Raw genomic sequence first — 21,346 nt, 5'->3', positions numbered from 1 at the left:
ACGAAGAGTCACCCAAGTGATCATCGATGCCGAACCCTAACGGCAACCAACCGAACCGATCACCACACACATAGAAGCGTCTTGGAGTTGTGGCACCTCACAAATCCCGCCGAACGGACATCCTGGGCGCCACAACTCCAAGATCGACGGCCACCACCGGCGCGAGGACGAGCGCTGTCCACAGGGGCGGACGGGAAGGACGATGGGGCGGGAAGGTGGGCGGGTGTGGCGGTACGGGGAGTTGCTGGCGGGTGGGATGAGCCGCGGGGCGGTACGGCACCAGGTGGGGGCGGGACGGCTGGGCCGGCTGTCCCGGGGTGTGTACGGCTGCACCGACGACGAGAAGAGCCGGTTGCGCGCCCTGTTCCGGCGACTGCCGCCGGGAACCGTCGCGGGGTTCCACACCGGCGCGAGACTGCACCGGTTCGGGGCGGTTCCAGGCGACCGGGTGCACGTGATCGTGCCGCCCGGCGTGAGCGCCCGGCGCATCCGGGGCGTGGTGACGCATCAGACGGTGCTGCCGGTGCCGGACGCGGTGGAGATCGCCGGCATCCCCTGCGCGCCCGCCGCCCGCTGCGCCGTGGATCTGGCCCGGGTGCTCCGGCGGGCGGACGCGCTGCCGGTGCTCGACCTCTGCCTCCGCGCCGGCGCCTGCCGCCGCGACGACCTGCTCACCGAGGTGGCATGGCACGCCGGTCTGCGGGGAGTACGGCAGGCAGGGGAACTGATCGCGCTCGCCGACCCGCGCCCGGAGTGCCGGCAGGAGAGCCAACTGCGTCTGTTGCTGATCGACGGCGGGCTGCCGCCGCCGGAGCCGCAACTGTGGGTTCCCGACCGGGACGGGATCCCGATCTACCGCCTCGACCTGGGCTATCGTGACCGGCGCATCGGCCTGGAGTACGACGGCGCCTCCCACCTCGACCCCGGCCGGCTGCACCACGACCGTTCCCGGCTCAACTGGCTGGCCGAGCACGGCTGGCGCATGCGGGTCTACACCGCCACCGACCTCTACCGCCGCCCCCGGCACATCGTCGCCTCGGTGCGGAGCATGCTCACCGCTCCCGCCTGAGCCGGCGGCACTCGAGCAGGGGCCGTGTCAGGAGCGGGGGCGGTCGCGGTCCTTCGACGGCTGGACCCGCTTCGGCTCGCCGGGCATCTTCGGGTATTCAGGTGGATAAGGCATGTCGCCCAGCCCGTCGGCGGCGTCCCGCTCGGCCCACTCGAGCAGCGGCGTGATGTCCCACGGGGCGTCGTCGATGCCGGCGTGCGGGTCGCCGCGCTCGGCGAACCGGGCCGGCACCGTGCCCAGGTGGAAGTCGTCCGGGTCGACCTCGGGCAGCTCGTCCCAGTCGACCGGGGTGGAGACGGTGGCGCGGGCGTTGGCGCGCAGCGAGTACGCGCAGGCGATGGTGCGGTCCCGTGCCATCTGGTTGAAGTCGACGAAGACACGCTCGCCCCGCTCCTCCTTCCACCAGGCGGTGGTGACCAGCTCGGGGCGGCGGCGTTCCAGCTCCCGGGCCAGCGCGATGGTGGCGCGGCGCACCTCCACGAACGTCCAGCGCGGCTGGATGCGCAGGTAGACGTGCACGCCCCGGCCGCCGGAGGTCTTCGGCCAGCCGGGCACGCCCAGCTCGTCGAGCAGGCCGCGCAGCTCACCGGCGGCGGTCACCGCGTCGGCGAAGTCGGTCCCGGGCTGCGGGTCGAGGTCGACGCGCAGCTCGTCGGGGCGGTCGGTGTCGGCGGCGCGCACCGGCCACGGGTGGAACACCACTGTGCCCATCTGCGCCGCCCAGGCCACGTGGGCCAGGTCGGCCGGGCACAGCTCGTCGGCCGGGCGGCCGCTCGGGAAGGCGATCCGCGCGGTGCTGACCCACGGGGGCACGCCCCGCTGCGGCACCCGCTTCTGGAAGAACATCTCCCCCTCGATGCCGTCGGGGAAGCGCTGGAGCGTCGTCGGCCGGTCGCGCAGGGCGCGCATGATCCCGTCGCCGACTGCCAGGTAGTAGCGGAAGACGTCGGCCTTGGTGAAGCCCCGCTGCGGGAAGATCACCCGATCGGGGCTGCTCAGCCGCACCGTGTGCCCGGCTACCTCGATCTCCTCGACCGCACCCTTGCCCGCCATCACGCGACCATATGCGATGCCACCGACACCCGACGTACCGTTGAGGGGTGAGTCTTTCCGACAACGAACTGCCCCGTACCGAGGACGAATGGCGCGTGCGGCTGAGCCCCGAGGAGTTCCGGGTGCTCCGCGAGGCCGGCACCGAGGCGCCCTGGACCGGTGAGTACGTCGACACCAAGACCCCCGGCGTCTACCACTGCCGGGCCTGCGGGCTGGAACTGTTCCGCAGCCAGGACAAGTTCGACTCGCACTGCGGCTGGCCGAGCTTCGACGACGCCATCCCGGGCGCGGTCAAGGAGATCCCGGACAACACGCTCGGCATGCGGCGCGTGGAGATCCGCTGCGCGCGCTGCGACAGCCACCTCGGGCACGTCTTCGAGGGTGAGGGCTTCACCCCGAAGGACACCCGGCACTGCGTCAACTCGATCTCGGTACGGCTGGAGCCCAGCGCCGGCTGACGGCGGCGTCACAGCCGCAGCAGGCCGCCGGCCTCGTCCACCTGGTCGGCGGCCTCGTCGTCCAGCCACACCCCGCCGGTGGCGAGGTAGCGGAAGCGGTACTCCCCCGGCTTCAGCCGGACCGTCACGGTACGGGTGCCGTCGCGGCGCGGCACCAGCTCGTGCCGGCCGGGCTCCCAGCCGTTGAAACAGCCGACCACGCTCACCGTGCCGGCCGGGGCGTCCCGGGGCAGCGAGAACGTCACCCGGGTCTGGTTGCCGAAGAGCTTGTTGCGCTTGATCACGAATCCTCCGGGGATGTTCGGCGGTCACCGGGGTCAACGCGCGACACGCCGGGAGCGACTCGCCGTGGGGCCGGATCAGGTTCGCCGGTTCCGGTTGCTCGAAGGTGTCGTCTGCGCAACTCTCGGATGACAGGTCCGTTTTCGGGGGGTTTCGCATGGCAACCTGCGAGGTTTGCGGTAACGACTACTGGATGGCGTTCGAGGTGCGCACCGTCGACGGGTCGCGGCACACGTTCGACTGCTTCGAGTGCGCGGTGCACAAGATGGCGCCGATCTGCGAGCACTGCCAGATCAAGATCGTCGGGCACGGCGTCGAGGTCTCCGGCCGTTTCTTCTGCTGCGCCCACTGCGCCCGCGCCGTCGAGGGCGAGCAGGGCGCCGAGGTACGCGACGCGGTCGGCGCCCGCCCCGCCTGACGCGGGCGCTCCCGGGGCGCCCACCGGCGTCGATCTCCGTCTAGCATCCCTCCGGTGTCCCGACGGATGATCATCGCGGCGGCTCTGACCGCCGCCCTCACCGGCTGCTCTCCCGCCACCGAGCCCGCCCCCGCCACCGATCCGGCCCTCGTCGCGCCCTCGCCCACCGACGGCGGCGCCGCCGCGGCGCTGCGCGACCGGTACGCGGCGACCGGCAGCCTGGCCGGCCTGGCCGAGAAGCCCGAGAACGCCAGCGAGCAACTCGACTCCGACGGCGTCGCCTGCGGTCGCCCGCTGCCCCTGCTCGACCGGCGGCTCGTCGTGTCGACCCGGGTCTTCGGCACGCCGGAGGGAACACCGGCCGGCGAGTTCGTCGAGGTGGCCCAGGAGACGGTGGTCTATCCGGACGAGGCGACCGCCGCGGACGCGGTCCGGCAGATCTTCGGCGTGCTGGAGGCGTGCGAGCGCGACGAGGAGGCCGGCCAGGTCACCACCGGCCACACCGCCGGGAAGCTGCCCGCCGGGCTGGGCGTGCCGGGCCGGATGGTGTCGGCCACCATGACCCTGTCCGACGGCACCCGTTTCCCGCACCGTTACGGCTGCCTCCAGCAGGGCCGGGTGACCCAGTGCGTCTGGGTCTGGACCCGCTCGGCGGCCGACACCGGCACCTGGTTCGAACGCGCCGTCACCGCCACCGCAACCGGGCTGCGCGCATCGAAGGGCTGAACCGGCGCGCCGGACCGCGCTGGCCCGGCGCGCCGGACCGCCGCGCGCCGGGGTGTGCGCGACCGGCCGCAGACGCGCCGCCTAACCTGGGCCGATGCCCGTCGAGTCCCACCTGGCAAGCTTCGCCGACCTGGACACCAGCACCTTCCACGACCTGCTCCGGCTGCGCATCGACGTGTTCGTGGTCGAGCAGTCCTGCCCGTACCCGGAACTGGACGGCCGGGACGTCGAACCCGGCACCCGCCACCTGTGGCTGAGCCGCGACGGCGCCGTGGTCGCGTACCTGCGGATCCTGGCCGACCCCGGCGGCGTCGCACGGATCGGGCGGGTGGTGGTGGCGCCGGCGGCCCGCGGCGCGGGCCTGGCCGGCGCGCTGATGACCGAGGCGCTCGCCGTGGTGGGTGACCGGCCGTGCGTGCTCGACGCGCAGACGCACCTGGTCGGCTTCTACGCGGGGCTCGGCTTCGAGGTCAGCGGCCCCGGTTACGTCGAGGACGGCATCCCGCACACCCCGATGCGCCGCGACCCGACTCATTGACGTTTGTCGCTTTTTGTGGCAGCGTGCGGGCGGAGCCGCCACGCGGGAGAGGGCAACTCCCGACAGTCCGGGCGTCGTGCACCGACATCCCATCCCGGAGGCTTCCATGTCCACTCCGTACCGCCGCCCCTTACCGCTCGCGGCGGCGATCCTCGCCGTCTGCGCGGTCGTCGCGGCGTTGCTCACCACCGCGTTCTCCGGCCCGGCCTCGGCGCACGGGTCGGTGGTCGACCCGGCCTCGCGCGCCTACAGCTGCTGGCAGCGCTGGGGCGGCGACTTCCAGAACCCGGCCATGGCCACCCAGGACCCGATGTGCTGGCAGGCGTGGCAGGCCGACCCGAACGCCATGTGGAACTGGAACGGCCTGTTCCGCGAGGGCGTGGCCGGCAACCACCAGGGCGCCATCCCGGACGGGCAGCTGTGCAGCGGCGGCCGCACCCAGAGCGGCCGGTACAACGCGCTCGACACCGTCGGCGCCTGGAAGACCGTGCCGGTCACCAACAACTTCCGGGTCAAGTTCTTCGACCAGGCCAGCCACGGCGCCGACTACATCCGGGTGTACGTGACCAAGCAGGGTTTCAACGCGCTCACCTCGCCGCTGCGCTGGAGCGACCTGGAACTGGTCGGCCAGATCGGCAACACCCCGGCCAGCCAGTGGACGCGTGAGGTGGACGGCGTGTCCATCCAGATCCCGGCGAACGCGCCCGGCCGCACCGGCCGGCACATCGTCTACACGATCTGGCAGGCCAGCCACCTGGACCAGTCCTACTACCTGTGCAGCGACGTGGACTTCGGCGGGTCCGGCCCGACCACCCCGCCGACCAGCACGCCGCCCACCAGCACCCCGCCCACCAGCACCCCGCCGACGAGCACGCCGCCCACCAGCCCGCCGCCCACCAGCCCGCCGCCGACCACGCCGAACCCGGCCGGTGGCTGCACCGCGACGTACGCGATCACCGGTTCGTGGGGCGGCGGCTTCCAGGCCGACGTGAAGGTGACGAACAACAGCGGTTCGCCGATCCGCGGCTGGTCGGTGAGCTGGAACTACCAGAACGGCCAGCAGGTCAACTCGGCGTGGAACGCCACCGTCACCACGAGCGGAACGCTCGTCACGGCACGCAACGTGGCCTACAACGGCTCGCTCGCGCCGGGTGCGAGCACCTCGTTCGGCTTCACCGGCTCGGCCGGTGCGACGAACCCGGTGCCCGGCATCCTGTCCTGCACGACGACCGCTTGACCCGGGATCCGGCCGGGGCCGCACTCACGGCCCCGGCCGGGCACCCTCAGACCAGGCAGTTGACGATGTCGGCGACCGGGCGGCGGCGGCCGGTGTAGAACGGGATCTCCTCCCGTACGTGCCGGCGGGCGCCGGAGGCGCGCAGGTCACGCATCAGGTCGACGATCCGGTGCAGCTCGTCGGCCTCGAACGCCAGCATCCACTCGTAGTCGCCGAGCGCGAACGAGGCCACCGTGTTGGCCCGCACGTCCGGGTAGCCCCGGGCCATCTTGCCGTGCTCGGACAGCAGCTCCCGCCGCTCGGCGTCGGGCAGCAGGTACCACTCGTACGAGCGCACGAACGGGTAGACGCACAGGTAGGCGCGCGGCTGCTCGTCGGCCAGGAACGCCGGGATGTGGCTCTTGTTGAACTCGGCCGGCCGGTGCAGCGCCATCTGCGACCAGACCGGGGTCAGCGCCCGGCCCAGCGTGGTGCGGCGGAACCGCAGGTACGCGTCCTGCAGCGCGTCGCTGGACGACGAGTGCCACCAGATCATCAGGTCGGCGTCGGCGCGCAGCCCGGACACGTCGTACGTGCCCCGGATCGTGACGTCCTTGCCGGCCAGCTCGGTGAAGAGCGACTCGACCTCGTCGACGACGTTCTCCCGCAGCGACGGCAGCGGGCTGGTGGCCCGGTACACCGACCACATCGTGTAGCGGATGGTCTCGTTGAGCTCCCGCAGCCGCGCCGCGTTGGTCTGCTCGGTCATGCTGCCGATCCTCCCAGTGCCGTGATGATCTCTTCGGCCGCCGTCTCGCCGGAGCGGACGCAGACCGGAATGCCGACGCCGTCGTAACCGGCGCCGGCCACCGCAAGCGTCGGGTGGGCGGCGCGCAGCGCCGTCCGGACCGCCGCCACCCGGGCGGTGTGCCCGGGCGTGTACTGCGGCAGCGCGCCACCCCACCGCTGCACGTGCCGGGCCACCGGGGCCGGCAGCGGTGCGCCGAGCACCGCCGACAGCTCCCGGTGCACCGTGTCGGCCAGGTCGTCGTCGGTGAGCTGCAACGACGTCTCGTCGCCGTACCGGCCCACCGAGGCGCGCACCAGCGCCAGCCCGTCCGGCCGCCGCAGGTGCCCCCACTTGGTGGTGAAGAACGTGGACGCCTTGATCGTCAGCCCCTCACCGGCCGGCACCAGGAAGCCGGACAGCTCCGGCAGGGCCGGGCCCGGCAGGGCGAGGGTGATCAGGGCGACGCTGGCGTAGTCGAGCGCGCCGACCGTGTCGGCCGCCTCGGGCGCGGCGGCGGCGAGCAGCCGGGCGGCCGGGCGGGCCGGCACCGCGAGCAGCACCGCGTCGGCCTCGACGTGCTCGGCGTCGCGGGTCGGCCCGACGGTGAGCCGCCAGCCGGACGGGGTGCGGCGCAGCTCGCGTACCGCCGCGCCCCGGCGGATCGTCGCCCCGCTCGCCGTCGCCGCCGCCTCGACGAGCGTGCTCAGCCCACCGGCCAGGGTGCCGAAGACGGGGGCGCCGGGCGCGCGCGGCGCGGCGGCCTGCGCGGCGCGTACCGCACCGACGAGCGTGTGCTCGGCACGGGCCGCGCGGGCCAGCGCCGGCATCGTGGTGACCAGCGACAGGTCGTCGGCCCGCCCCGCGTACACGCCGCCGAGCATCGGGTCGACCAGCCGGTCCACCACCGCGTCACCGAGACGCTTGCGGACCAGCTCACCGACCGAGGTGTCCTCGCCGTCTGCCAGCAGCGGCCGGCCCGCGTCGCGGTCGGCGTCCGCGGCCGGCGGCGCGACCGCCGCCACCTTGTCCAGATCCCCGGGTACGCCGACGAGCGTGCCGCCCGGCACCTGGTGCAACGTGCCGTCGACGAGCAGGGCGGCCTGCCCGACTGTGGGGTGCACGATCGAGGCGTCCAGGCCGAGGCGCCGGGCCAGCGTCACCGCCGCCGACTCGCCACCGGCCGGGTCGCGCATCAGGAACGACTCGGCGCCGAACTCGACCGGCCCGCCTGCGATCTCACCGGTGAACAGCTTGCCGCCGAGGCGGCCGGACTGCTCGTACACGGTGACCTCGGTGCCCTCACCAGCGCGGTCGCGCAACCGGACGGCGGCGGCCAGCCCGGTGATCCCGCCACCGACGATCGCCACCCGCCACGGTCGCACCACTGTCTCCTCCTAGCGCTCCGGTCGCGCGGTCAGCTCGTGCACCAGCGCGACCACCCGGGTCAGCACCTCGGGGTCGGTCTCCGGCAGGACGCCGTGACCGAGGTTGAACACGTGGCCGGGAGCGGCCCGGCCCTGCTCGACGATGCGCCGCACCTCGGTCTCCACCGCCGGCCAGGGGGCGAGCAGCACGGTCGGGTCGAGGTTGCCCTGCACCGCCTTGTCCGGGCCGATCCGGCCGGTGGCGACGTCCAGCGGCGTACGCCAGTCCACGCCCACCACGTCGGCGCCGGCCTCGCCCATCGCGCCGAGCAGCTCGCCGGTGCCCACCCCGAAGTGGATCCGCGGCACACCCGCGTCGGCGAGCCCGCCCAGCACGTACGTCGAGTGCGGCAGCACGAAGCGGCGGTAGTCGGCCTCGGAGAGCGCGCCCGCCCACGAGTCGAACAGCTGCACCGCGGAGACCCCGGCGTCGACCTGCACCTGGAGGAACGCCAGCGTCACCTCGGCCAGCCGCGCGCACAGCGCGTGCCACAGGTCCGGGTCGCCGTACATCAGCGCCTTGGTCTTGGCGTGGGTCCGCGACGGGCCGCCCTCGACCAGGTAGCTGGCGAGCGTGAACGGGGCGCCGGCGAAGCCGATCAGCGGGGTGTCGCCCAGCTCGACGACGAGCCGGCGGACCGCCTCGTCCACGTACGACACGTCGTCGCGGCCGATCGGGGAGATCCGCTCGACGTCGGCGGCGGTACGGACCGGCTCGGCCACCACCGGCCCGGTGCCGGGCACGATGTCCAGGTCGACGCCGGCCGCGGCGACCGGCACCACGATGTCGCTGAACAGGATCGCCGCGTCCACGCCGTGCCGGCGCACCGGCTGGAGCGTGATCTCGGTGACCAGGTCGGGCCGGCGGCAGGACTCCAGCATCGGCACGTTCGCCCGGATCTCCCGGTACTCCGGCAGCGACCGGCCGGCCTGGCGCATGAACCAGACCGGGGTGTGCGGGCCCGGCTCGCGCCGGCAGGCGCGCACGAAGGGCGAGTCGGCCGGCCCGCCGCGGCGGGGTTCTCCGTCTCGGGCGGCAGTGCCCGTGGTGTCGGTGGTCATCGCGGCCATCGTGCCACGCCCCCGGCGCGCGCCCGCGCTCACCGTCCGCATTTGTGACGTAGAAGGAAGGCCCTCAACCGTCGATCACCCGGCGCGCCGTCGCGCGCCGTGCGGTGAGCGCGGCATAGGCTGCCCGCATGGCCCCCCCGATCGCGCTCCCGGAAACGTTCGCTCGCGCGGTCGCGGGGCTGCGATCGGTGACACCCCGCCCGGAGATCGTCCTGGAGGAGGTCGGCGCGCCACAGCGGCTGGCCCCGTACGCGTTCGCGCTCTCCGCCGCCGTGATGCGCGACGACGACGAGGTGGCCACCGGCCGGCTGATCCTGCTGCACGACCCGGCCGGGCACGAGGCGTGGCAGGGCACGCTGCGCCTGGTCACGTACGTCACCGCCGAACTGGAGGTCGACCTGGCCAGCGACCCGCTGCTACCAGGCGTCGGCTGGACCTGGCTGACCGACGCGCTCGACGCCCAGGGCGCCGGGCACCGGGCGATCGGCGGCACCGTCACCCAGACGCTCTCCACCCGGTTCGGCGAGCTGGCCGGGCCGCCCGCCGCCGGGGACATCGAGATCCGCGCCTCCTGGACGCCGCTGCGCGCCGACCTGGGTCCGCACCTGCTCGGCTGGTGCACGCTGCTGGCCTCCACGGCCGGCCTGCCGCCGCCCGGCGTCACCGCGCTACCCACCCGCCGCGCAGCCGGCGCCGCCTGACCGCGCCCCGCCCCGGGACACGCGAAAGGCCGCCCCGGACGAACCGGGACGGCCTTCGGTGGACACCGGTCAGAGGTAGTTCTCGGCCTCGTCGCAGATCTTGTCCAGGCCCTTGCTGGCCGCCTCGAAGGCGGCCCGGTCGCCGCGCGACGCCGCCGACATGGCCGTGGTCAGCTTGTCCAGGCAGCTCGCGATGACCTTCTTCTGCCGGGCCTGCTCGTCCCTGTCGTTCTTGGTGCCGGTCAGGTCCTGCTGGGTGTCCGACAGCCGCTCCTGGACCGCCTTCAGCTCACCCTTGAGCTTCTCCATCTCCTGCTGGTTCGCCGAGATCGTGCCGTCCCGCTGGCTGACCGTCTGCCGGGACTCGTCCAGTTCGCCGTTCGTGGAGACGTACAGGAAGGTCATCACGCCGCCGAAGACGAACAGCAACGCGGCCACCAGGCCGAGCACCAGCGGGGCCCACTTCCGGCGGCCGCCGGCCGGCGCGGCGCCCACCGGGCCGTACGGGCCGGGTGGCCCGGACATCGGCGGCGGCGCGAAGCCGGGGCCGGACACCGGCGGAGCGGACGCCGGCGGGACCGACATCGGCTGCGCGTAGCCGGGCCCGGAGACCGGCGGGACGGAGACCGGCGGCGCCGACATCGGCTGCGCCGGCGGGGGCACCGGGGCGGCGCCGGGCGCGTAGCCCGGCTGTCCCGGCGCGGTGGGCTGGTATCCGCCGTACCCGGGGGCGCCGTCGGGCGCGGCGGGCTGGTGCAGGGTCGGCGCGGGCTGGTTCGGGTCGTACTGCTGGGGCGCGGGCCGGCTGCCGTACACGTTGCCGTAGACCGTGCCCCCCGGCGCCGGGGGCGGGTTGTCGCCCCCGGCCGGTGGGTAGGACATGTCGTTCCTCCAGATGTGCTGGTCCCCCGCGGGGTGGCCCGGTGGGCCGGGGTCGATGCGGTGCGGCCGGGCCGGTGTGGCCGCCGTCAGCAGAGCCGGAACCGGTCGCAGGCGGTCTTGATCGGCACCGCCAGCCCGATGCCCTCGGCGTTGCGGGCCTTGGCCGTGGCGATGCCGACGACCTCCTTCGAGCCGTTGATCACCGGGCCGCCGGAGTTGCCCGGGTTGATCGGCGCGTCGAACTGGATCACCGGACCGCCGCCGCGCTCGTCCTCGCGGAACGCGCTGACCACGCCCGTGGTGACGCTGTCCTGCAACCCGAGCGGCGCGCCGACCACGATGATCTGCTGGCCGGACCGCACCGGGGCGCGGGCCGCGACCAGTCCGGTGAACTTGGCGCTGGTCTGCAGCTGCGCCAGGTCCTTGTCCTTGTCGGTGGCGATGATCGTCGCCTCGAACCGCTGGTCCTTGCGCTCCAGGAACACCTTGCGCTCACCGGCGGTGAAGACCGACTCGACCACGTGGAAATTCGTCAGCAGCGTGGTGCCGCCGCCCGACGGGGCCTTGCCGACGGCGAACGCGGTACCGGTGAACTGCCCGGCCCGCACCCGGAACACGCTCGGCAGGACCGCGCTGGCCACCGCCTCCGGGTTGAAGGCCGCGTCGGCCTGCTTCTCCAGGCTGCCGGCGCGCTGCTCCAGGCCGTCGAGCCGGTCGGCGTCCGCGCCCTGCCCCTCGGCCATCCGCTTGTCGGCGGCGGCGAGCCGGTCGTCGAGCCGGTAGATCTGGTACGCCTGCACGCCGGTGACCACCGCCAGCACCGCGGCCAGGGCCAGCGCCACCACAGCCACCCGGCTGCGCCGCGCCGGCTGCGCGCCGAAGCCGGCCGGGCCGCCGACGGGGGCCGGCTGACCGGGGTACGCGGAGCCGGGCTGGGACGGCGCGGACACCGGCTGCCCCGGGTAGGCGGGCGCGGACACGGGCTGGCCGGGGTACGCCGGGCCGCTGCCGGACGGGCCCGGGTAGGCCGGTGCGGCGGGCGCCCGGTCCGGGTACGACGACGAGCCCGGCCCGCCCGGATAGGACGGTGACGCGGAGACCGGCCGGCCCGGATACGACGGCGAGGCGGCCGGCTGGCCCGGGTACGCCGGAGCGGCGGACCGGGAGGTCTGCGCCGGTACGGAGCCGAAGGACGACGGCTGGGCCGGCGCGGAGCCGTAGGACGGCTGGGTCGTGGCGGGCGGGGTCGTGGCGGGCGGGGTCGCGACGCCGGACGAGGCCGCGTAGGGCGTCGCCTGCGGCGTCCCGGCCTGGTCCGGGCGGTTCGGGTAGCCGGCGGGCGGCTGGACGGCGGGCGGCTGGACGGCGGCCCGCGCCGGGTAGCCGGGGCTGCCGGCCCACTCTGACCCACCGGGGAACGAGCCCGGCACCGCTGCCGAACCAGCGGGCGGGGCGAAACGCGGCGGCAGCGGTCCCGGCCGGTCGGCTGCCGGTTCGCCGCCCTGCCCCGGCACGTCGTCGCCGGTTCCGTACCCGCCTGTCATGCTCGCCCGTCCTCCCCGTCGGCCTCGCCGACGCCCCCCGACCCGCTGCGGCACCCGTACGCCGTTCGCGGCTCGATGGACCGTACCGGCGGGAACGGGCTTTGTCTTCCCCCTTGTCCGACCCTCTCACGGCCCCGCAACCCGCACCTTTCCGGTCACCTGACGGCCATCGCGCCGACACGCGCCGGACCGGCTGCGCACACCGGATCGTCCGGCCTACTAGGGTTGTCAGGTGACCGACGAACCACCCCTGCGCCGTCGGGCCGCCGAAAGCCGTACCGGAGAGGCGTCCGCCGCTCCGACGTCGGCCCTGCCGGAGCCGGCGGACGCGGGGACCGAGACCGACACGGGCGCGGCCGTCCCCCTCACCGCGCCGCGCGACGGCACGCCCGCCCCGGTGGCCACACCCGCCGAGTTGGACGAGGTGGTGGCCCGCTTCGCGTCCGGCACCGGCCCGGTGGCCCTGGATGCCGAACGTGCCTCCGGCTACCGCTACAGCCAGCGCGCCTACCTGGTGCAGCTGCGCCGCGGCGGCGCCGGCACCGCGCTCATCGACCCGCTGCCGCTGCCCGACCTGTCCGCCCTGGACGCGGCGATCGCCGAGACCGAGTGGGTGCTGCACGCGGCCAGCCAGGATCTCGCCTGCCTGGCCGAGGTGGGGCTGCGCCCGCGCCGGTTGTTCGACACCGAACTGGCCGCCCGGCTGGCCGGTTTCGAGCGGGTCGGCCTGGCCGCGCTGACCGAACAGCTGCTCGGGTTCAGCCTGGAGAAGCACCACTCCGCCGCCGACTGGTCCAGCCGGCCGCTGCCGGAGTCCTGGCTGACGTACGCGGCGCTGGACGTGGAACTGCTGGTGGACCTGCGCGACGCGCTGGACGAGGAGTTGCAGCGGCAGGGCAAGTCCGGCTGGGCGGCGGAGGAGTTCGACGCGCTGGTGCGCAACGGCGCCCGCCCGCCGCGCGTGCGCGCCGAGCCGTGGCGGCGCACGTCCGGCATCCACCGGGTACGCGGCGCGCGCGCCCAGGCCCGGGTGCGTTCCCTCTGGTACGCGCGGGACCAGATCGCCTCCCGCCGGGACGCCGCGCCGGGCCGGGTGCTGCCCGACTCGGCCATCGTGGCCGCCGCCGAGCTGGACCCGAAGGACGAGAAGACGCTGCTGACGCTCCCCGGGTTCGGTGGGCGGTCGGTGCGCCGGCTGGCGCGTACCTGGCTCGCGGCGCTCGACGACGCGCGCCAGTTGCCGGACGACGCGCTGCCGGTCAGTCCGGCCGTGGAGGGGCCGCCCCCGCCGCACCGATGGGCCGAGCGCGACCCGGTGGCGGCCGGGCGGCTGGCCCGGGCCCGGGAGGTCGTGGTCGGCACCGCCGGGGCGCACCGGCTGCCGGCGGAGAACCTGATCGCGCCGGACTCGATCCGCCGGCTGGCGTGGCAGCCACCGGCGGAGATCACCGACGAGACGGTGGCGGAGACGCTGCGCGGGTTCGGGGCGCGCGAGTGGCAGATCGGGCTGCTCCTGCCCGCGCTGACGGAGGCGTTGCACACCCCGCAGTCGTGACGGCGGCGGGCGGGGTGTGAGGTGGGCCACGCGGGGGGTGGTGCCACGTTTGGTTACTGGCGAGTAGCATCCGGGGAAATGCCCGTGCCGAGGGAGGCTCCAAGTGCCCCGTGAAGTTCGGGATGTCGTCTTCGTCGACGGCGTCCGTACCCCGTTCGGCAAGGCGGGTGGGATGTACGCCAACACCCGCGCCGACGATCTGGTGATCCGCTGCATCCGCGAGCTGATGCGCCGCAACCCGCAACTGCCGCCGGAGAAGGTGGAGGAGGTGGCCATCGCCGCCACCACCCAGATCGGCGACCAGGGCCTGACCATCGGCCGCACCGCCGCCCTGCTGGCCGGCCTGCCCAAGACCGTGCCCGGCTTCGCCATCGACCGGATGTGCGCCGGCGCGATGACCGCCGTCACCACCGTGGCCAGCGGCATCGCCATGGGCGCGTACGACGTCGCGATCGCCGGCGGCGTCGAGCACATGGGCCGCCACCCGATGGGCGAGGGCGTCGACCCCAACCCGCGCATCGTCGCGGAGAAGCTCGTCGACCCGTCCGCCCTGGTGATGGGCTCCACCGCGGAGAACCTGCACGATCGGGTCCCGCGCATCACCAAGGAGCGCACCGACGCGTTCGCGCTGGCGTCGCAGCAGAAGACCGCGAAGGCGTACGCCAACGGCAAGCTCCAGGGCGACCTGGTGCCGGTGGCGGTCCGCGACCCGGAGGCGGGCTGGGGCCTGGCCACCGTGGACGAGGCGCCCCGCGACACCTCGATGGAGAAGCTGGCCGGGCTGAAGACCCCGTTCCGGCCGCACGGCAAGGTCACCGCGGGTAACGCGGCCGGCCTGAACGACGGCGCCACCGCCGCGCTACTGGTGGCCGAGGACACCGCCCGCGAGCTGGGCCTGCCGGTCGGCATGCGCCTGGTGTCGTTCGGCTTCGTCGGCGTCGAGCCCGAGGTGATGGGCGTCGGCCCGATCCCGTCGACCGAGAAGGCGCTGCGCATCGCCGGCCTGAGCATCGACGACATCGGCCTGTTCGAGCTGAACGAGGCGTTCGCGGTGCAGGTGCTCGCCTTCCTCGACCACTTCGGCATCGCCGACGACGACCCGCGGGTCAACCCGTGGGGCGGTGCGATCGCCATCGGTCACCCGCTCGCGTCCTCCGGCGTCCGGCTGATGACCCAGCTCGCCCGTCAGTTCGCCGAGCACCCCGAGGTCCGCTACGGCCTCACCGCCATGTGCATCGGCATCGGCATGGGCGGCACCGTGATCTGGGAGAACCCGCACTGGGAGGGCAACAAGTGAGCGCGCTCGCCGCACCGAACGAGGTCGTCACCAAGGCGCTGCTGCGCCAGGTGTCCGTACCCGGGCTGGACCGGCCCGCCGCCCTCATCACCCTGGACAACGGCTTCGACCACACCAAGCCGAACACCTTCGGCCCGGCCGGGCTGACCAGCCTGGACGAGGCGATCACCGCGGCGCTGGCGGCGGAGCCGGCGTTCATCGCGGTCACCGGCAAGCCGTTCATCTTCTGCGTGGGCGCGGACATCGTCGGCCTGCCCGCGCTGGAGAACCGCGACCAGGCGCTGGAGATCGGCCGGCTGGGCCACCGGGTCTTCGCCCGGCTCAAGGACAGCACCGTCCCCACCTTCGCGTTCGTCAACGGCGCGGCGATGGGCGGCGGCCTGGAGCTGGCGTTGCACTGCCACTACCGGACCCTGTCGGCGGGAGCGGCGGCCCTGGCGCTGCCCGAGGTCTCGCTCGGCCTGATCCCCGGCTGGGGCGGTACCCAGCTGCTGCCGAACCTGATCGGCATCCCGGCCGCGACGCAGGTCATCATCCAGAACCCGCTGATGCAGAACAAGATGCTCAAGCCGAAGCAGGCGGCCGAGATGGGCATCGCGGACGCGCTGCTGGAGCCGGCCGACTTCCTGGAGCGGTCGCTGGAGTGGGCCGCCGGCGTCGTCCGGGGCGAGGTCGCCGTGACCCGTCCCGAGGTCGACAAGGACATGTGGGCGGGCGTGCTCTACTTCGCCCGGCAGACCCTGGACCAGCGGCTGCACGGCGCGGTCCCGTCCGCGTACAAGGCGCTGGATCTGCTGGAGACGGCGAAGGACGCCGACTTCGCCACCGGCACCGCGGCGGAGGACGAGGCCCTCGCGGACCTGGTCTTCTCCGAGGAACTGCGCAGCGGCCTGTACGCCTTCGACCTGGTGCAGCGGCGGGCCAAGCGCCCGGCCGGCGCGCCGGACAAGGGCCTGGCCCGCCCGGTCACCAAGGTCGGCATCGTCGGTGCCGGCCTGATGGCCAGCCAGCTCGCGCTGCTGTTCGCCCGGCGGCTGCAGGTGCCGGTCGTGATGACCGACCTGGATCAGTCCCGGGTGGACAAGGGCGTCGGCTACGTGCACACCCAGATCGAGAAGGCCGTGAGCAAGGGCCGGATGGACAAGGGCACCGCGGCCAAGCTGTACGGCCTGGTGTCCGGCTCGGTCGACAAGTCCGTCTTCGCCGACGCCGACTTCGTCATCGAGGCCGTGTTCGAGGACCTGGGCGTCAAGAAGCAGGTCTGGGCCGAGCTGGAGAAGATCGTCAAGCCGGAGGCGGTGCTCGCCACCAACACCAGCTCGCTGTCCATCACCGAGATGGCCGCCGAGCTGGAGCACCCGGAGCGGGTGGTCGGTTTCCACTTCTTCAACCCGGTCGCGGTGCTGCCGCTGCTGGAGATCGTCCGCGGCGAGCGGACCGACGATGCCACGCTGGCCACCGCGTTCGCTGTCGGCAAGCAGCTCAAGAAGTCGTCGGTGCTGGTCAAGGACGCCCCGGCGTTCGTGGTGAACCGGCTGCTGACCCGCTTCCTCGGCACCGTGTTCGCCGCCGTCGACCAGGGCACCCCGCTGGACGTGGCGAACAGCGCGCTGGACCCGCTGGGCCTGCCGATGCGTCCGCTGGCGCTGCTGCAGCTCGTCGGGCCGGCCGTGGCGTACCACGTCGGCGGCACCCTGCACGAGGCGTTCCCGGACCGGTTCGGCGTCAGCGAGAACCTCAAGCGGATCGCCGACTCGGGCCAGCCGATCGTGGTCGACGACCAGATCAACGACGAGGTGGCGAAGCTGCTGGTGGTCGGCGACGAGCCGCTCACCGCCGAGCAGGTCCGGCAGAACGCGCTGGACGCGCTGGCGCAGGAGATCCGGCTCATGCTCGACGAGGGCGTCGTCGCCGAGGCGCAGGACATCGACCTGTGCATGATCCTCGGTGCCGGCTGGCCGTTCCACCTGGGCGGCGTCACGCCGTACCTGGATCGGACCGGCACCTCCGAGCGGGTGACCGGCAAGCGGTTCCTGCCGCGCGGCGCGGCAAGCCTGCGCTGAGGCGACCGCAACGCATCGATCGCGGTGGTCGGGCTGTCCGTTCCGGACGGTCCGGCCACCGCGATCGGCGTCTGCGGCCCAGGTCACGGGTAGGTCGCGGTTTGGTGTCGCCGCCCTTGTGCGGACAGCGGGTTGTCGGTGGTGCTGGCTACGATCACGCGTCCAGTTTTCTCACAGGAGCTGCCTACATGTCCCAGCCGCCGTCCAGTCCCTACTCCGGCAACTACCCCTCCCCCCAGCAACAGCCCGGTGGCTTCCAGCCGCCGCAGCAGCCGCAGTACGGCGGTGACTACCCGCAGACTCCGCAGCAGCCGCAGTACGGTGGCCAGCTCGGCGCGCCGGTCCCGCCGAAGAAGAAGTCCGGCGTCGGCAAGGTCCTGCTGATCGTCCTCGCCGTGGTCCTGGTGCTCTGCGTCGGCGGCGGTGTCGCCGCCTACTTCGCCACGAAGGACACCGTCGACGAGGTGGTCACCGCCACCAAGACCCGGGTGGTCGAGCCGCAGACGCTCGGCGGCCGGGCCAAGGTCACCGACCCGCAGCTGCAGTCCGCCGCGGCGCAGATGAAGTCCGAGCTCAGCAAGGACGTGCCGGACGCGACCAGCACCGTCGGTGCGTTCTACGGCGACCCGGCCAAGAAGGACCTGGTCATGATCGTGGCCGTGTCCGGCGTCATGGCGGACCCGAAGAAGGAACTGGCCGACGCCACCGCGGCGGTCACCCCGGACCTGGCCACCAAGGACTTCAAGACTGTCGACGCGGGCCCGCTGGGCGGCGACGCCAAGTGCTCCGACGGCAAGGCGTCGGACGTGCCGGTGGCCGTCTGCATCTGGGCCGACCGGGGCAGCCTCGGCATGGTGGTGGTCTACTTCAAGTCCGCGGCCGAACTCCAGTCGGAGTTCGTGGCGATGCGCGGCGAGATCGAGAAGCAGGACTGACACCGGTTCACGCACCGGGCCCCCGCCGTGACGGCGGGGGCCCGGTGTCGTTTCCGGATCAGGCGGACGCGGCCCGTTCCGCGGGGCTCCGGCACACGCAGAACTCGTTGCCCTCCGGGTCGGCCAGCACCACCCAGCCGGTGCCGTCCGGCCGGCGCCGGTCGGCCACCAGCGTGGCGCCCAGCTCACGCAGCCGCGCCACCTCCTCGTCCCGGGTGCCTTCGGCGGCATGCAGGTCGAGATGGAACGCACCCTTGCCGTGCCGCTCGCCCACCTGGACGAACAGCAGGTCGGGTCCGTGCCCGCCGGGTGCGACGAGGACCGCCTCCGGGTCGCCCGGCTGGTCGTCGTCGGCGAGCCGGCGGTCCAGCACGCGGGCCCACCAGACTGCCAGGGCGTACGGGTCGTCGGACTCGACTGTCACGCAGTGGATCTGTGCACTCATGGTGCTTCCTCCTGTGGGGAGCGCGCCCCGGCGGAGTGGGAACGTCAGCGGGAAACGCGGGGCGCGGGACGGTTCACGACGGACATCGACCACACCCCCTTCCACCTCTCGGGCTGACCGGTTGATCATTCCATCGCCCGCGCCGAGCACACAACCCCGCTCGTGCAAGGAAGGGCCCCTTGTTAACAGCGAGGTGTTAACAAGGGGCCCTTCCTCTACCGCAGGCGTTAAGAAGGGGCCCTTCCTTACGGGCCGACGAACACCGCCTTCGCGCGCCAGTCGACGCCGTCGACCGCCGGGCCGCTGCGCACCGTGAACGTCGTCGACGGAGCGGCGCCCGTCCAGTCGGCGGCGGACAGGTCACCGGTGCTCCGGTTCACCTTGTAGAGCGTGGTGCCGGCCGCGAACAGCGCGCCCGCATCGGCGAACCCGCTCGCCCCGGCCACCGTGAACCGGTCGGCGCCGACCACACCGCTGTCCGGCGTGAACCAGCGCCAGAACAGGCCGTTCTGCCCGCTCAGCGAGTAGTAGAGCCGCCCGTCCCGGTAGAACATGCCGGTCACGTTGGGGATCTCGGCGTAGAAGCCGGTGGTCGCGCCGACGTACGTCTGCCCGGTCGGGCCGGAGTTGGTCACCACGGTGTCCCAGTACGGGTCGTGGTACGGGTCCACCAGCTCGGGAGTGCCGAACGTGGTGCCGTCGAACGTACGCCGCCACAGCGCGCCCTCGGCACCGTAGAACAGCGTCCCGCCGACCCAGAACGCGTTACGCGTGGCGGACCACACGGTCTCGTCCGGGTTCGCCACCGGGCTGGGCGTGCCGACGCCGGTCAGCCCGTCGTACGAGCGGACCTGCACCTCCTCGCCGGTGCCGGCCGGCGGTGGCCCGGTCTTGACGATCTCGACGGCGTCGACGAGCGGGTTCTCCTTGACGTGGCGGAACTCGATGTCGACGGTGCCGTCGCTGGTCACCGTGAACTCCCGCATGGTGCCCACGTTGTGCCCGACACTGGCGGACAGGTCCAGGTCGTCGAGGACGACGGTGCCGTCCAGCGCCACGTCGAAGACGCGGGTGTTCGGGGCGGAGGTGCCGTCGTACCGGTTGGCCAGGTAGAGCCGCACGTGCACCTCGGTGCCGGTGGGCACGGGGAACTGCCAGAGCATCTCCGCGCCGCCGGCCGGGTCGTACCGCTCGTCGCTGTAGAGCGCGGCCGGGGTGCCGGCCGGCACCGTCGCGTCCAGGCTGCCGACCGTGTTGAAGCTGGAGGTCGAGCTGCCGGTGTTGTGGTACGGGCTGGGGCTGGAGCTGGTGTCGGCCGCCCAGTCCGGTCCGCCGTCGGTGGCGGCGACCAGCGGACCGCCGGCGTTCACCCGGTACAGCACGTTCGTCGGCTTCGGCAGGCCGGCCTGGTAGACGTTGCCCGGCAGCGTGGCGGTGCCGGTCGGGTGCGGGGCCTTGCCGCCGGCGAGCGGGAAGAACGCGATCCGCTCCCGGCGGTACTGGAAGTTGCCGATCCAGAGCGTGTCGCCGCCGACCCAGAGACCGGACTCGGTGACGAGCATCTCCGAGGCGCCGATGCCGCGCGGGTGCCGGCCCGGGTTCCAGGACAGCGGCAGGCCGTTGACCGGGTCGAGCGCGGCGATGCTGGCCCGGCCGACCGCGCCGGCCCGGGCGTTGTCGGCGCCGGTGCTGTTGTTGAGCCAGCGGAGGTGACCGCCGACGTAGACCGCCTGCTCGCTGATGCCGACGGACAGGAACGTGTCGCCGCCGCTGTAGTCGACCCAGGTCGGCTGGAGGTTGTCGCCGGTCGCGCCGGCCTCCCAGCGGGCCGCGGTGTCGCAGAGCGTCCCGCCGTACGGGGCGCCGGTGGTGACCACCACGAAGTAGCTGTTGTCCGGGGAGAACGCGACGTCGCGGACGTACGAGTCGAACGACTGCCACTTGCAGCGTGGCGTGTAGCGGGCCGTGTTCCAGTCCGCGACGGTGGCGGCGGTGGCACCCAGGTCGATCTTGACGATCTGGTCGTGCAGGACCCCGTCGGCCTTCTTGAAGTTGCCGATGACGACGAGCTGCGTGCCGTCCGGGGAGACGGCGAGCTTCTCCGCGCCCACGCCGGCCTTGGCGCCGCTGACGCCGTCCCAGTTGTGGTTCTCGGTCAGCGTGGTGGTGAGGTAGCTGTCGACCGCGCCGGTGGTGGCGTTGAGCGAGGCGAGCCCGCCGCGCGGGTTGAGGTTGCCGGCCGTGGTGAAGATGCCGCCGACCAGCAGCCGGTTGCCGACCAGCGCGATGTCCTTGATCAGCCCGTTGAACGCCGGCGGCGCGAAGCTGGTGACGACCGCCCCGGTGGCGACGTCGAGCAGTGCCACCTTGCGCCGGGTCACGCCGTTGACGGTGTTGAACTTGCCGGCCACGAAGACCGTGCCCGCCGTGGGACCGGCGACGACCGCCGTCACCTCGCTGTCGAGCGTGGGCGCGAACGCGGTGTCCACCTGTCCGGTGGCCTTGTCGAAGGCGAGCAGGTAGTCCCGGGGGATGTCGACGTCGGAGTTGCGGTTCTGCACCCGGGTGAAGGAGCCGCCCGCGATGATCTTCGTACCGGCGTCGTGGATCGCGTCGACCGAGCCGTCCTGGACGTCGGGCGAGGCGGCGGAGGGGACGGTGTGGACCACTTTGTCGTGGCCGGGCGCGGCGGCGGCCGCCGGCGTGGCCGGGGAGAGGCCGGCGACGGTGAGGGCGCCGGCGGTGAGGACCGCGAGGATGCGGCGGCGGCGCGAGGCCGAGTGGTGGGTCACGGGCAGCTCCGGTGGGTGAGCAGGGTGAGGCGTCGCTGCGCTTACTCTCCGTTGATCCCCGGCTCCGCGTCCAGCGCGGGCGGCGCA

At 73.4% G+C, this 21,346-nt stretch carries 20 protein-coding genes; 11 read left to right on the top strand and 9 right to left on the bottom strand.

Annotated features, from left to right (window positions below; genetic code table 11):
• Positions 1-223 precede the first annotated feature (223 nt).
• Entirely contained in the window at positions 224-1,069 is an 846-nt protein-coding gene (locus tag SM452_RS13615) for a hypothetical protein (protein ID WP_355507168.1), read from the top strand.
• A 27-nt stretch (positions 1,070-1,096) separates the two neighbouring features.
• Here the strand turns inward: SM452_RS13615 and ligD are convergent, their stop codons facing one another.
• On the bottom strand, positions 1,097-2,122 hold the full coding sequence (gene ligD / locus SM452_RS13610) for a non-homologous end-joining DNA ligase (RefSeq protein WP_356954318.1): 1,026 nt from the start codon (positions 2,120-2,122) through the stop codon (positions 1,097-1,099).
• A 47-nt stretch (positions 2,123-2,169) separates the two neighbouring features.
• Here ligD and msrB point away from each other — a divergent pair, with 47 nt between their 5' ends.
• Complete coding sequence (msrB, locus tag SM452_RS13605) at positions 2,170-2,580, top strand: peptide-methionine (R)-S-oxide reductase MsrB (RefSeq protein WP_013284828.1); 411 nt, start codon at positions 2,170-2,172, stop codon at positions 2,578-2,580.
• Positions 2,581-2,588: 8 nt separating this feature from the next.
• Here msrB and SM452_RS13600 read toward each other — a convergent pair whose 3' ends face one another.
• Positions 2,589-2,864: an isoamylase early set domain-containing protein gene (locus SM452_RS13600; RefSeq protein ID WP_262013517.1), complete on the bottom strand. Its 276-nt coding sequence runs from the start codon at positions 2,862-2,864 to the stop codon at positions 2,589-2,591.
• Between the two features lie 155 nt (positions 2,865-3,019).
• Between SM452_RS13600 and SM452_RS13595 the strand changes: the two genes are divergently transcribed.
• From SM452_RS13595 to SM452_RS13580, 4 genes are all read left to right on the top strand, one after another.
• Complete coding sequence (locus SM452_RS13595) at positions 3,020-3,280, top strand: hypothetical protein (RefSeq protein WP_030503017.1); 261 nt, start codon at positions 3,020-3,022, stop codon at positions 3,278-3,280.
• Between the two features lie 54 nt (positions 3,281-3,334).
• Complete coding sequence (locus SM452_RS13590) at positions 3,335-4,006, top strand: hypothetical protein (RefSeq protein ID WP_463840022.1); 672 nt, start codon at positions 3,335-3,337, stop codon at positions 4,004-4,006.
• Positions 4,007-4,100: 94 nt separating this feature from the next.
• Positions 4,101-4,544 (top strand): GNAT family N-acetyltransferase, encoded by a 444-nt coding sequence (locus SM452_RS13585; protein ID WP_355507162.1) that lies wholly within the window; start codon positions 4,101-4,103, stop codon positions 4,542-4,544.
• A gap of 106 nt (positions 4,545-4,650) precedes the next feature.
• The gene (locus tag SM452_RS13580) at positions 4,651-5,781 is read left to right on the top strand and encodes a lytic polysaccharide monooxygenase auxiliary activity family 9 protein (protein ID WP_463840021.1); all 1,131 of its coding nucleotides are present in this window, start codon (positions 4,651-4,653) and stop codon (positions 5,779-5,781) included.
• 46 nt (positions 5,782-5,827) lie between these two features.
• Here the strand turns inward: SM452_RS13580 and hemQ are convergent, their stop codons facing one another.
• The 3 genes from hemQ to hemE are packed head-to-tail and all read right to left on the bottom strand — an operon-like array spanning position 5,828 to position 9,045.
• Positions 5,828-6,529, bottom strand: a complete 702-nt coding sequence (hemQ, locus tag SM452_RS13575; protein ID WP_357209228.1) for a hydrogen peroxide-dependent heme synthase — start codon at positions 6,527-6,529, stop codon at positions 5,828-5,830.
• Positions 6,526-7,935 (bottom strand): protoporphyrinogen oxidase, encoded by a 1,410-nt coding sequence (hemG, locus tag SM452_RS13570; protein WP_463840020.1) that lies wholly within the window; start codon positions 7,933-7,935, stop codon positions 6,526-6,528. The genes hemQ and hemG overlap by 4 nt, the downstream gene beginning before the upstream one ends.
• Before the next feature lie 9 nt (positions 7,936-7,944).
• Complete coding sequence (gene hemE / locus SM452_RS13565) at positions 7,945-9,045, bottom strand: uroporphyrinogen decarboxylase (protein WP_463840019.1); 1,101 nt, start codon at positions 9,043-9,045, stop codon at positions 7,945-7,947.
• Positions 9,046-9,173: 128 nt separating this feature from the next.
• Between hemE and SM452_RS13560 the strand changes: the two genes are divergently transcribed.
• Positions 9,174-9,746, top strand: coding sequence for a DUF3000 domain-containing protein (locus SM452_RS13560; RefSeq protein WP_135238966.1), 573 nt, complete (start codon positions 9,174-9,176; stop codon positions 9,744-9,746).
• Positions 9,747-9,815: 69 nt separating this feature from the next.
• On the opposite strand, the gene SM452_RS13555 is transcribed toward SM452_RS13560, so the two are convergent.
• Positions 9,816-10,628 carry a hypothetical protein gene (locus SM452_RS13555; RefSeq protein WP_463840018.1) on the bottom strand — a complete coding sequence of 271 codons (813 nt, stop codon included), beginning with the start codon at positions 10,626-10,628 and terminating at the stop codon, positions 9,816-9,818.
• 86 nt (positions 10,629-10,714) lie between these two features.
• Positions 10,715-12,172, bottom strand: coding sequence for a S1C family serine protease (locus tag SM452_RS13550; RefSeq protein ID WP_463840017.1), 1,458 nt, complete (start codon positions 12,170-12,172; stop codon positions 10,715-10,717).
• Positions 12,173-12,404: 232 nt separating this feature from the next.
• On the opposite strand from SM452_RS13550, the gene SM452_RS13545 reads away from it, so the two are divergent.
• The 4 genes from SM452_RS13545 (at position 12,405) to SM452_RS13530 (ending at position 18,022) form a co-directional block, all read left to right on the top strand.
• Entirely contained in the window at positions 12,405-13,727 is a 1,323-nt protein-coding gene (locus SM452_RS13545) for a ribonuclease D (RefSeq protein WP_262013525.1), read from the top strand.
• A 103-nt stretch (positions 13,728-13,830) separates the two neighbouring features.
• Positions 13,831-15,024, top strand: a complete 1,194-nt coding sequence (locus tag SM452_RS13540; RefSeq protein WP_463840016.1) for a thiolase family protein — start codon at positions 13,831-13,833, stop codon at positions 15,022-15,024.
• A complete protein-coding gene (locus tag SM452_RS13535) occupies positions 15,021-17,087 on the top strand; it encodes a 3-hydroxyacyl-CoA dehydrogenase NAD-binding domain-containing protein (protein ID WP_463840015.1) in 2,067 nt (688 codons plus the stop codon). Before SM452_RS13540 ends, SM452_RS13535 begins: the two co-directional genes overlap by 4 nt.
• A 188-nt stretch (positions 17,088-17,275) precedes the next feature.
• Positions 17,276-18,022, top strand: coding sequence for a hypothetical protein (locus SM452_RS13530; RefSeq protein WP_135238961.1), 747 nt, complete (start codon positions 17,276-17,278; stop codon positions 18,020-18,022).
• Positions 18,023-18,080: 58 nt separating this feature from the next.
• Here SM452_RS13530 and SM452_RS13525 read toward each other — a convergent pair whose 3' ends face one another.
• Both SM452_RS13525 and SM452_RS13520 read right to left on the bottom strand, forming a co-directional pair.
• Positions 18,081-18,467, bottom strand: a complete 387-nt coding sequence (locus tag SM452_RS13525) for a VOC family protein (protein ID WP_463840014.1) — start codon at positions 18,465-18,467, stop codon at positions 18,081-18,083.
• A gap of 245 nt (positions 18,468-18,712) precedes the next feature.
• On the bottom strand, positions 18,713-21,259 hold the full coding sequence (locus SM452_RS13520) for a malectin domain-containing carbohydrate-binding protein (RefSeq protein ID WP_463840013.1): 2,547 nt from the start codon (positions 21,257-21,259) through the stop codon (positions 18,713-18,715).
• Between the last annotated feature and the right edge of the window lie 87 nt (positions 21,260-21,346).

This window comes from Micromonospora sp. SYSU B005, from assembly GCF_055362685.1.
Note: the sequence above shows the minus strand (reverse complement) of the source record. Positions and strands in the feature narration are given on the sequence as shown.